We start from the raw sequence: 11,814 nt of genomic DNA on the forward strand, positions 1-11,814 counted from the left end.
GCGCGTCCAACTCACGGATGCGCAGTGGCAAGGCAGGCTTTAGCTGAACGCGCGGTCGGCAGAGCCGACCACCCTACGCGCTGCGGCAATCCTTGCAATAACGGTGATTGCGCACATGCGCCCCCAGCAGCAGCACGCTGCTCAACACCGCCGCCACCGTCTCCGCCATCTCGCCCCACTGCGGGCCGACCACGAACACAGCGAGCAGGAACGCGCCCAGCCCCGCCAGCCCGAGCGACAAGGCAAGCGGATCGCGGTGCTTGAGGTAGCCCGGCACCAGCGCCAGCAGCACCGGCACTGTCACCCCCAGCAGCAGGGCATCGTGCAGCGCATGATGCTCCCCGCCCAGCCCGAGCAATGGAAACGCCGCGATCAAGAGCGGCATCGCCAGGCAGTGCACCAGGCACAGGGCCGACGCCGCCATGCCGGCGTAGTCGGCGAACCTGATCAGGGTTTTCATCAGAAGATGAATCGCAGGCCGGCAGTGATGTTACGGCCCGGCAGCGGCGCCGCTTCCTTGATGAAGGAGGTGTGGCTGAACGCCAGCTCGTCCGTCAGGTTGTTGATGCGCGCGTAGAGCTGGGCCGGCACGCCGAGGATGCGCGTGGTGTAATGGGTGCCGAGGTTCAGCATGTTGTAGCCCCCGGTACGGCCCTCGAACTCTCCCACCTTGTCCTGCTTGCCGACGCGGACCAGTTCGACCATGCCGTGCCATGCCTGCCAGTCCGCATTGAGGCGCACGCCGATCCGGTGCGCCGGGATGCGCGGGATGTTGCGATTGCCTTCGCCGCCATCGAAGCGGGCGCGCACCATGTCGCCGAACAGGGTGCCTTCCACCACCTTCGAGAACTTGTGGCGCAGCTCCCCTTCCAGGCCGGTGAAGGTGGCGTCGCGCTGGGCGTACTCGACCAGCTGGAAGCCTTCGTGGTTGTCCAGCGTGTGCGCGTAGATATAGTTGTCGACCCGGTTGTGGAAGGCGCTCAGCGAGAAGGTGGTGTCGCCTTCGAACTTGCGCAGGGTGAGGTCGACGTTGTTCGAGGTTTCCTTGCCCAGGTTCTGGTTACCGATCTCGTAGGTGCTGGTGGCCAGGTGCACGCCGTCCGCATACAGTTCCTCGGCGGCCGGCAGGCGGTGGGCGCGCGAAATGCCGGCACGCAGCGAGTACTGGGGCTGGAATTTCCAGACCGCGCCCAGCGCCATCGAAGTGCCGCGGGCATCGGTATCGCGTGCGCCAGCGAAGCGCGCGTTGTCGACCTCGATGTCCTGCCATTCATGCCGCAGGCCCGCTTCGAAGCGCCAGTTGTCGAGCTTGTACTCCTCGGTGACGAAGGCGGCGTGGCGGGAGGTGACGGTCGGCGGCACATAGGCTTCGTCGCCCGCCGTATCGAAGTCGCGGCGCGTGCTCTGCAGCCCGACCACGCCGCGCCAGCCGGCCACCGGCACATGCTCGAGTTCGACGCGTGCATCGTGCGACTTGTTCATGAAGCTGGTCGCGACCACGCCTTCTTCGAGCTCGTCGTGGCGGTAATCGGTGAACGATGCGCGCAGGCGGGCCTTGGCGATGCCCGGCAGCGGATTGCGCACTTCGCCGCGCAGGTCCCAGCGGTCGCTCTTGAGCTTCACCACCGGGGTTTCTTCCGCGCCGTGCTCGTGTTCGTGGTCGTCCTCGCCCTCGTGTTCGCCCTCTTCCTCGTCATGGCCGTCGCAATGCAGGTGGTCGCCGTGCGGATGGCAGCTCTCGAACTCGTGCCCGTGGCCCGGGATGCCGTATTCGTTGCGCTCCTTGGTATAGGCGACGCCCAGGTAGCCACGCTCGCCGACCCACGACAGGCCGACGCTGCCGGTCTCGGTTTCCTTGTAGCTGCCGGGGACGCGCTTGCCGTCCTGCCAGCCCTTGCCGACGCGGTATTCGCCGGCGTCGCGCTTGACGCCCTCGGCGTGGACGGCGACACTGCCGCTGCCGCCGGTCACTTCGAAGGCGCCGGTCTTCTCGCGCGCCACCGAATTGGCGCGCGCTTCAAAGCTGCCCTCGACCCCTTTTTCCGGCATCCGGGTAGGAATCTTGCGGTCCAGGATGTTGACGACGCCGCCGACGGCGCCGCCGCCATAGGCCAGCGCCGACGGGCCGCGCAGCACTTCGATGCGTTCGGCCAGCACGGGCTCGAAACCGACGGCGTGGTCAGGACTGATGGTGGAGGCGTCCTGCACCTCCGCGCCGTCCGACAGGATCTTCACGCGCGGGCCGTCCATGCCGCGGATGACCGGGCGGCTGGCGCCGGCGCCGAAGTGGCTCGAGTTGATGCCGGGCTGGTTGGCCAGCGTCTCGCCCAGCGTCGACTCGCGCACGCGCACCAGTTCACCGCCGCCCAGCGAGGTGACCGGGGTGATCATGTCGTCGCTGACCACGCCGAGCGCACTGGCGGACACCACCACGGTCGGGACGGTGTCGGGATCGGACTGGAGACGGCTGTCGTCGGTCCGGGTCTGGGCCTGGGCCGACGTGTGCAGGGCGCCAAAGGCAAACAGGATCGCCAGCGCGAGCGGCGTGCGGGGGAAGGTCGAAATGGACATGGCAAGGCTTCCTTGGTTGTATTCTCCGGTAATGATAAGTCATTATCAATAGACAGGCAAGCACCGGACGCATCCCACGCCCCGATCGAACACTGCCCGCTCAATAGGCGTGGTTCAGCACCACCACGATGGCGACGCCGAGGGCGATCAGCAGCACCTGCGGCACCGATTCGCGCACCGTGGCGCGGCGCTGCATCTGCGGCATCAGGTCGCTCACCGCGATGTAGATGAAGCCCGACGAGGCGAACACCAGCACATAGGGAATCAGGCCGCTGGCGCGGTCCAGGGTGAAGTAGCCGAGCAGGCCGCCCGCCACCGCCATCAGGCTGCACAGCAGGTTGAAGACGTAGGCGCGCAGGCGCGAGAAGCCGGCGTTGAGCAGCACGATGAAGTCGCCGATCTCCTGCGGGATCTCGTGCGCGACGATGGCCAGCGCGGTGACGATGCCCAGTTCCGGGTTGGCCAGGAAGGCCGCGGCGATCAGGATGCCGTCGGTGAAGTTATGCATCGCGTCGCCCAGCAGGATCATCCAGCCGGACTTGCCGGCCTGGTGGGCGTCATGGCCGTGGGCGTGGTGGTGGCCGTCGCCCTCGTGATGGTGCGAGTGGCGCAGGATCGCCAGCTTTTCCAGCACGAAGAAGGCCAGCAGGCCGCCCAGCAGGGTGGCGAACAGGCTGCGGATATCGGCGCCGGACAGGAAGGCTTCCGGCAGCGCGTGCAGCAGCGAGGTGGCCAGCATGATGCCGACCGACAGGCTGACCATCCGTTCCACCACCTTCGACAGCAGCGCGAACGAAAACACGGCAGCGCCGGTAATGCTGGCGACGCCGGCGATCACGGTCGCCAGCAGGATGGAAGATAGGACGGGGTCGATTTGAAAGCCTCTTGTTCTGTTCTTGCGGAGCGCGCCGGGCAACACCCTCCATGCTTGCCCTGGGGGTGCTGCTCAACGCTCCGGGCGGCAAACCGGGCATTGTACCCTGCCCGGTCCCGCCCTGCGCAAGATCAGGCGACGCCGTGCCTGGAGAACCAGTTCAGCGCCTTGCTCCAGCCATCCTTGGCGTCGTCGGCATTGAAGCTCGGACGGTAGTCGGCGTGGAAGGCGTGGCCCGAGTTCGGATAGACATGGATCATCGAGCGGCTGTTGCCCGCGTCCAGGGCCTTGCGCATGCGCTCCACCGATTCCAGCGGAATGCCGGTGTCCTTGGCGCCGTACAGGCCCAGCACCGGCACCTTCAGGTTCTGGGCCACGTCGATCGGGTGCTGCGGCTGCAGCGGGTTGGTCTCGCCCACCAGGCGGCCGTACCAGGCCACACCGGCTTTCACGTCGCGGTTGTGGGCCGCGTACAGCCAGGTGATGCGGCCGCCCCAGCAGAAGCCGGTGATGCCCAGCTTGTCGGTGTTCCCGCCGCGCTGCTTGGTCCACTTGACGATGGTGTCGAGGTCGGTCATGACCTGGGCGTCCGGCACCTTGGCGATGATGTCGCGCATCAGGGCGGGCATCGGGGTCTTGGTGGCATCGCCCTGGCGCACGAACAGGTCGGGCGCCACGGCCAGGTAGCCGGCCTTGGCGAAGCGGCGCACCACGTCCTTGATGTGTTCGTGGACGCCGAAGATCTCGGAGATGACCAGCACCACCGGCAGGTTGGTGCGGTCCTTGGGCTGGGCGCGGTAGACCGGCACGTCCTGGCCGTTGACGACGACGATGTGGTCGGCGGCGTCGAGGCCTTCGGCGCTGGTCTGGATCTGGGTCTGCGCCACCACCGGCAGCGCGGCCACGGCAAAGCCGCCGCCGACGGCGGCCTTCAGGAAGACACGGCGATCGACGCCGTTGTCGAATGCACTGGCGCCAAGCAGGCTTTCGCCGTCCGATATCAGGTCTTTCATGAACGTCCCTCCGGCTGAAGTGAAATGGGAAGGTTATCTTAACAGCATGGCTTTTGCGGGGCGCGCCACAATTTCAATTGTGCAACCCAGACATGTCGAAAAACTTGACAGCCCACCGGCGCCGGAAATGCAAGTTGTTGATTGTTAGAATATTTTTTCCATGGCACAAGAATTGCTTCCTGTTGGAATTAATTCAATCTGTCAATTTAGTATTCGTGCAGTACAAGGAAACCATGCAATTCAAGACTTGCTTCAAGACCGCGCTCGCCCTGCTCGCATGCAGCGCCAGCTCCGCCATGGCCGTGCCCTACTCGATCGAAGCCACCGGCATTTCGGGGCACCTCACCCAGGGCAGCTACCAGGCTAGCTTCAAGGGCAATTCCCTGCTCCCGCAAGGTCCGTTCATTATCAACAGCCTGCAATTCTCCTTCGTCTTCATGGACGATGAGGATACGGTCGTGCAGACGCCCGGGACGACCGAGCACGCGACGCTGGAGACCAAGCGCGAGAACGTCGATGCAAAGACCGTCAAGGAAACGATCACCGCCACCGCCACTACGCCGCGCACCAGCTCGGGCGAGCAGGAATCGATCACGCTCTCGTTCGGCGGCGTGTCTTTCGAGGGCGTGAACACCCCGGGCGGCGTCTTTACCATGCCGACAGGCTCGGGCACCTCGTCGAAGACGGTGTACCAGTGGTCCGGCAGCGGTGCGTCCTGCAATTCGACCCAATGGGGGACCAAGAGCGGCACCAGTATCTGCCAGAAGGTTCTGCGCACGACCAACACCAGCTACTACACCCGCTTCGACCACACGAAAGAGTACACCGGCCAGATCACCTTCGACGGTTCGCTGATGGACTACACCTCCGTGCTGAAGTCGCTAATCCTGACCAAGACACTGAACTTCAGCCTGCTGGTGCAGGGCGACCTCGATCTGGAAAGCGCGATCCTCGACCTCGACATCAGCGTACCGGGGTCCAATAATACGGTCGACGTGCCGGAACCCGGCTCGGTGCTCCTGTTCGGCATTGCCCTGCTGGGCATGGCAGGCATCCGCCGCAAGCAGCGCGGCTGATCGACAAGGCGCCGGCAACACCGGCGCCTTTTTCTTATGGTCCGGCGAACACCTCGCCGACCGACCTCGCCCCGGGAGCATAGGCCTGCATGCCCCACCCCGCAGCGGCAATCGTCAGGGTCGTCAGCACGAAGGGCAGCAGCGTCCGTCTCAGCGCGCCCAGCATCCAGTGCCGGGGATCGAGCGTGCGCAGGCGCCGGTACAGGCCGGCCGCCAGCAGGGCATCCACCAGGATCTCGGCGAACAGCAGCGGCGCCGACCACACCACGAACAGCGACGACAGCGCGATGCCCAGGGCAAGCAGGATGATTGCCAGCGGAATCGCGCCTTCCTCCGCCTGGGCGATCGCTTCGAGCGGCTTGTCGGCGATGGCCTCGATGCCGCTCCCGGCCGCGCCGGCATCGAAGTTGGCACTGGCCCCACCCCCATCGAAGCCGCCCCCGCCGCCGGCGAATTCGGCGGGACCGTCGGCAAGGCCGCCTCCGCCGCCATCGCCGCCGGACATGGGCACGTCGAAGTAGTCCGCGGCGCTGGTGTGCAGCCACAGCCACAGGAGCAGGAGAAAAACGATATAGGCCACGCCCATGGCGAGCGTGTAGCGCAGCGCCATCGTATCGATCCCGGCCAGGAGCATTGCCGCCGATGCGGCGAAACCGGCCAGCCCGGTGAGCGAGACCAGGATGAACATCTGGACGCGCGGGAAGCCTTCGCGCAGCAGGCGGGCGCGCATGCGCTCCACCGCCGTGGCGCGCGTGATCGTGCGGGGACGGGAACGGGAACGGTCTGCCGGAATCTGCATTGCCTGGCTCTCCTTCGCGAGCGGCGACGACGATCGTCGCCAGTCAGCGAAGGATATGCCAGAACGGACGGAGAAATCTCTCCTTTTGTCTCAAGCTGCCGGCATCAGGCGCAAACGCGCAGGCTCAATGGGCGCGTTCCCAGTTCGGCCCCACCCCGGTCTCGGCCACCAGCGGCACCTTCAGCGTGGCCACGCCCGCCATCAGCTCGGGCAGCTTCACGCGCACCAGCTCCAGCTCCGCTTCCGGCACTTCGAGCACCAGTTCGTCGTGCACCTGCATGATCATGCGGGTGCCCAGCTGCTCGGCTTCCAGCCAGGCCTGCACCGCGATCATGGCCAGCTTGATCAGGTCGGCCGCCGTGCCCTGCATCGGGGCGTTGATCGCCGCGCGTTCAGCGCCGGCGCGGCGCGGGCCGTTCGGCGAGTTGATCTCCGGGAGCCACAGGCGGCGACCGAACACGGTCTCGACATAGCCGCGCGCCTTGGCCTGCAGGCGGGTCTCGTCCATGTATTGCTTCACGCCCGCGAAGCGGGCGAAGTAGCGGTCGATGTAGTTCGCTGCCGCCCCACGCTCGATGCCGAGGTTCTGGGCCAGGCCGAAGGCGCTCATGCCGTAGATCAGGCCGAAATTGATCACCTTGGCGTAGCGGCGCTGCTCGCTCTGCACTTCGTCAGGGTTGATGCCGAAGATCTCGGCGGCGGTGGCGCGGTGGATGTCTTCCCCTTCCGCGAAGGCCTTCAGCATGGCAGGGTCGCCCGAGATGTGCGCCATGATGCGCAGCTCGATCTGCGAATAGTCGGCCGACACGATCACGCTGCCCGGCGAAGCGATGAAGGCTTCGCGGATGCGGCGCCCTTCGGCATTGCGCACCGGGATGTTCTGCAGGTTCGGCTCGTTCGAGGACAGGCGGCCGGTGATCGCCACCGCCTGTGCGTAGTTCGTGTGCACGCGGCCCGTCGCCGGGTTGACCATCTTCGGCAACTTGTCGGTGTAGGTCGACTTGAGCTTGGACATGCCGCGGTGTTCCAGCAGGATCTTCGGCAGCGGGTAGTCCTCGGCCAGCTTCTGCAGCACCTCTTCGTCGGTGGACGGCGCGCCGGTGGCGGTCTTCTTGATCACCGGCAGCCCGAGCTTGCCGAAGAAGATCTCGCCGATCTGCTTGGGCGAACCGAGGTTGAAGGGGCCGCCCGCCAGTTCATAGGCCTGCTGCTCCAGCTCCAGCATGCGCGCACCCAGCTCGCCCGACTGCACGGCGAGCAGCTCGGCGTCGATCAGCACGCCGTTGCGCTCGATCTTCTGCAGCACCTCCATGGTCGGCATCTCGATCTCGCGGTAGATGCGGGTGAGGCCCGCATCGCTTTCGACGTGCGGCAGCATGGTCTGGTGCAGGCGCAGGGTGATATCGGAATCCTCGGCGGCGTATTCGGTGGCGCGGCCCAGCTCCACCTGGTCGAAGCAGATCATGTTGGCGCCCTTGCCGCACACGTCGACAAAAGGAATCGTGGTGTAGCCCAGGTGGCGCATCGCCATGGTGTCCATGTCGTGCGGCTTGTGCGACTCGAAAACGTAGGACTCCAGCAGGGTGTCGTGCACGATCCCGGCCAGCTTGATGCCGTGGTTCTCGAAGATGTGCATGTCGTACTTCAGGTTCTGGCCCAGCTTCGGCTTGTCCGGGTTTTCCAGCCAGGGGCGCATGCGCTCGAGCACATGTTCGCGCGCGAGCTGGTCGGGCGCGCCGGCGTAGCGGTGCGCCACCGGGATATAGGCGCCCTTGCCCGCTTCGACCGACAGCGAGATGCCGACCATCCGGGCCGTCATCGGGTCGAGCGAGGTGGTCTCGGTGTCGACCGAGGTCAGCTCGGCCGCGTCGATCAGCGCCAGCCATTTGTCCAGCTGCTCGTCGGTAAGGATGGTCTCGTATTCGCCCTTGATGATGGCCATGCCGGGCAAGGTGGCGGATGCGCCCGACGCCCCTTCGGGGGAATTCAGCGGCGCACCGCCCGCGCCGAGGCCGCGCGCCGGCGCCACGGCGCCATCGGCGCGCGGGCTGCCGCCCAGTTCGCGCAGCATGGTCTTGAAGCCGTAGCGCTGGAAGAAGTCGCGCAGGGCCTCGGCGTTTTCGGGACGGCCGACCAGGGTTTCCTCGAACGAGACCACGTGCTTGACCAGGTCGCAGTCGGTCTTGACGGTGATCAGCTCGCGGCCCTTCGGCAGCCATTCCAGGGCGGCGCGCAGGTTCTCGCCGACCGCGCCGGTGATCGCATGCGCGTTCTCGATCACGCCGTCGAGCGAGCCGTGCAGGGTCAGCCACTTCACGGCCGTCTTCGGGCCGCACTTGTTCACGCCGGGGACGTTGTCGACGGTGTCGCCGATCAGGGTCAGGTAGTCGATGATGCGGTTCGGCGGCACGCCGAACTTGGCGACCACGCCCGCTTCGTCGAGCTTCTCGTTGCTCATCGTATTGATGAGCATGACCTTGTCGTTGACCAGTTGGGCCAGGTCCTTGTCGCCGGTCGAAATCACCGTCTTCATGCCGCGCGCGGCCGCCTGCACGGCCAGGGTGCCGATCACGTCGTCGGCCTCGACGCCGTCGACCATCAGGATCGGCCAGCCCATGTGGCGCACCACTTCGTGGATCGGTTCGATCTGCCTGCCCAGGTCTTCCGGCATCGAGGCGCGGGTGGCCTTGTATTCCGGATAGAGGTCGTCGCGGAAGGTCTTGCCCTTGGCGTCGAACACGCAGGCGATGTAGGCGGCCGGATAGTCGGCGCGCAGGCGGCGCAGCATGTTGACCATCCCGTGCATCGCGCCGGTCGGGAAGCCGTCAGGGCTGCGCAGGTCGGGAAGCGCGTGGTAGGCGCGATAGAGATAGCTGGAACCGTCGACGAGCAGCAGGGTATTGTCCATAGGGCGGCAAGGCAAATGAAAGTGGGGTGGCGCACGCGCCAGAGTGTCCGGCATTATCGCAGAATCGGCTTGGCCGACGCACAAGAGATGCCGGGCACGACCGGGACGGAATCCGGCCGGTCTCTGCACACTTTTCACAGGGAAGCGTGTCGTTTGTTACAATGAACCAAACGACACAAGGTGACCATCATGTTGCGCACATCTTCCCGCCTGAAACTCTTGTCGCTGTGCCTCCTCGCACCCGCCGGCCTGGCCATGGCGCAGGCCCAGCAGAGTCAGCAACAGAGCCAGCAACAGAGCCAGCAACAGCAGGCCCGCCCGGCGCAGACGCCGCCCCAGCTCGAGCGTATCGAGCCGGGCAGCGACACGCCGGCCACCACGATTCCGCCGAAAGAACGTACCCGCATTACCGAGAAGCGGGACAACAGCGGACAGGTCACCGAAGTGGAAGTGCAAAGCGGCAAGAGCCGTTACATCATGAAGCCGCACAACCCGCCCGGCAACGCCCAACCCGGCGACGCCCAGAGCGGCGCGATCCGCGCCCCGCAATGGCAGGTCATGGAATTCGACTTTGGCAATCCGAAGAAGCAGGAGGCCAATCCGGCCGCGCCGTCGCCGGCGCCGGCCAGGCCGGGCGTGCCGCCGCGCGCCGATGCGCCGCCTCCGCCACCGCTGGAACCCGTCGAAAAAAAATAATCCTGACGCTGCAGCCGGCTTCGACGGCTGCAGCCGACCCTCACCTTCGTTGCTAGCTCATGGCAGTTTTTACCGCGGTCTCGCTGGACGACCTTTCCCAGTGGATCAAGCAGTTCCCCCTCGGCCGCGCCCTCGCGCTCCAGGGCATTTCCTCCGGCATCGATAACAGCAATTTTTTCCTCACCACCGAGCGTGGGGAATTCGTGCTGACCATTTTCGAGAACCTCCGCTTCGAGCAGCTGCCTTTCTATGTGCAGCTGATGCGCCACCTGGCCGAGCGCGGCATTCCGGTGCCGGCGCCGGTGCCGACCCATGAGGGCGAGCTGGTCGTCGCGCTGCAGGGCAAGCCGGCGATCATCGTCAGCCGCCTGAACGGCGCCTCGCAGCTGGATCCGCAGCCGGTGCACTGCGCCGAGGTCGGCAGCATGCTGGCGCGCATGCACCTGGCCGGGCGCGACTTCCCGCTGCACCAGCCGAACCTGCGCGGCCTCGACTGGATCGGCGCGACCGCGCCCACCGTGCTGCCGCTGATCTCCACGCCGGAGGCAGAGCTGCTGCGCCGCGAGGTGGCCTACCAGGCCGCGTTCGCGGGCAGCGCCGCCTACGCGGCCCTGAGCCGTGGCCCGGTGCACGCCGACCTGTTCCGCAACAACGTGATGTTCGACGGCGAGCGCCTGACCGGCTGCTTCGACTTCTACTTTGCCGGCGTCGATACCTGGCTGTTCGACGTCGCCGTGACCGTCAACGACTGGTGCGTCGACCTCGCGACCGGCGTGCTCGATGCGGCACGGGTGCGCGCCCTGCTCGACGCCTACCATGCGGTACGTCCGTTCACGCCCGAAGAACAGGCGGCATGGCTGCCGATGCTGCGCGCCAGCGCGCTGCGCTTCTGGCTGTCGCGCCTGTACGATCTCCATATTCCGCGCGCAGCCGAATTGCTGACGCCGCACGACCCTACCCATTTCGAACGCATCCTGCGCGAGCGCATCGAGCGCGGCGCACCTGAACTCCCACCATGAACTCACTTCCCGCAATCACCGGCTGGCACTGGCTCAAGCAAGGCGCCGGCCTGTTCCGCAAGCAGCCTGCCGCCCTCACCACCCTGCTGTTCGCGAACATCCTGTTCAGCATCGGCATCAGCGCCGTGCCCCTGGCCGGGCCGATGATCGCGGTGATCCTGATTCCCTCGTTCTCGATGGCGGTCATGAAGGCCTGCCTGATGATCGAGCACGGCGAACGCGTGACGCTCGCCGTGCTGCTGACGGGATTCCGCCAGCCGGTGGTGAAGGACCTGTGCAAGGTGGGCCTGGTCTACCTGGGCGCCTCGCTGCTGATGGCCTTGGTCACGCGCTTCGTGGTCGATCCGGGCTTCTGGGAACAGGTGGCGCGCCAGAGCCGCGAAGGCGGTCAACCGCAGGTGGCGGGCTCGGACATCCTGGCCATGCTCTCGATCTTCGCGCTGGACGTGGCCATCCTGATGGCGCTGTGCTTCGCCGCCCCGCTGGCCTACTGGCAGAAGATGGGCCCGGGCAAGGCGACCTTCTACAGCTTCTTCGCCGTGGTGCGCAGCGCGCGCGTGTTCATCGTGCTGCTGCTGGCCTGGTTTGCGATCTTCTTCGGGATCTGCATGGTGATCACCCTGCTGCTGGGCGCCTCGAACATGACGCGCGTGGTGATCATGTGGCTGATCTTCCTGTTCGTCCTGCTGCTGCAGTGCGCGATGTATGCGGGGTACCGGCAGATTTTCGGGAAGCCGGTGGATGGTGTGCAGACCGAACCGGTGAATCTGACCAAGTAGGGTGCACGGCTTCGCCGTGCGCGCGTTCAAATCACGTTTGAGATCATGCGCCCCGATTATTCATTGGCCGGTTGAACGC

At 65.9% G+C, this 11,814-nt stretch carries 10 protein-coding genes; 4 read left to right on the forward strand and 6 right to left on the reverse strand.

Annotated features, from left to right (window positions below; genetic code table 11):
* Positions 1-73 precede the first annotated feature (73 nt).
* The 4 genes from AC56KL_RS11400 to AC56KL_RS11415 form a co-directional block, all read right to left on the reverse strand.
* Positions 74-460, reverse strand: a complete 387-nt coding sequence (locus tag AC56KL_RS11400) for a MerC domain-containing protein (RefSeq protein WP_497180271.1) — start codon at positions 458-460, stop codon at positions 74-76.
* The gene (locus tag AC56KL_RS11405; RefSeq protein WP_497180272.1) at positions 460-2,571 is read right to left on the reverse strand and encodes a TonB-dependent receptor domain-containing protein; all 2,112 of its coding nucleotides are present in this window, start codon (positions 2,569-2,571) and stop codon (positions 460-462) included. Before AC56KL_RS11405 ends, AC56KL_RS11400 begins: the two co-directional genes overlap by 1 nt.
* A gap of 100 nt (positions 2,572-2,671) precedes the next feature.
* Entirely contained in the window at positions 2,672-3,409 is a 738-nt protein-coding gene (locus AC56KL_RS11410; protein ID WP_497180273.1) for a ZIP family metal transporter, read from the reverse strand.
* A gap of 167 nt (positions 3,410-3,576) precedes the next feature.
* Positions 3,577-4,458, reverse strand: coding sequence for a dienelactone hydrolase family protein (locus AC56KL_RS11415; RefSeq protein ID WP_497180274.1), 882 nt, complete (start codon positions 4,456-4,458; stop codon positions 3,577-3,579).
* Between the two features lie 233 nt (positions 4,459-4,691).
* On the opposite strand from AC56KL_RS11415, the gene AC56KL_RS11420 reads away from it, so the two are divergent.
* Entirely contained in the window at positions 4,692-5,534 is an 843-nt protein-coding gene (locus AC56KL_RS11420) for a PEP-CTERM sorting domain-containing protein (protein WP_497180275.1), read from the forward strand.
* Between the two features lie 34 nt (positions 5,535-5,568).
* Here AC56KL_RS11420 and AC56KL_RS11425 read toward each other — a convergent pair whose 3' ends face one another.
* A complete protein-coding gene (locus AC56KL_RS11425; protein ID WP_497180276.1) occupies positions 5,569-6,333 on the reverse strand; it encodes a hypothetical protein in 765 nt (254 codons plus the stop codon).
* Positions 6,334-6,457: 124 nt separating this feature from the next.
* A complete protein-coding gene (gene polA / locus AC56KL_RS11430) occupies positions 6,458-9,241 on the reverse strand; it encodes a DNA polymerase I (RefSeq protein ID WP_497180277.1) in 2,784 nt (927 codons plus the stop codon).
* Positions 9,242-9,430: 189 nt separating this feature from the next.
* Between polA and AC56KL_RS11435 the strand changes: the two genes are divergently transcribed.
* From AC56KL_RS11435 to AC56KL_RS11445, 3 genes are read left to right on the forward strand one after another with little or no spacing between them, the layout of a single operon-like run.
* Positions 9,431-9,937, forward strand: a complete 507-nt coding sequence (locus tag AC56KL_RS11435; protein WP_497180278.1) for a hypothetical protein — start codon at positions 9,431-9,433, stop codon at positions 9,935-9,937.
* Positions 9,938-9,996: 59 nt separating this feature from the next.
* Positions 9,997-10,956, forward strand: a complete 960-nt coding sequence (locus AC56KL_RS11440) for a homoserine kinase (protein ID WP_497180279.1) — start codon at positions 9,997-9,999, stop codon at positions 10,954-10,956.
* Positions 10,953-11,735, forward strand: a complete 783-nt coding sequence (locus AC56KL_RS11445) for a BPSS1780 family membrane protein (protein WP_497180280.1) — start codon at positions 10,953-10,955, stop codon at positions 11,733-11,735. Before AC56KL_RS11440 ends, AC56KL_RS11445 begins: the two co-directional genes overlap by 4 nt.
* The last annotated feature ends 79 nt before the right edge of the window (positions 11,736-11,814 follow it).

The sequence above is a fragment of the Telluria sp. ZB4P34 genome (genome assembly GCF_059686055.1).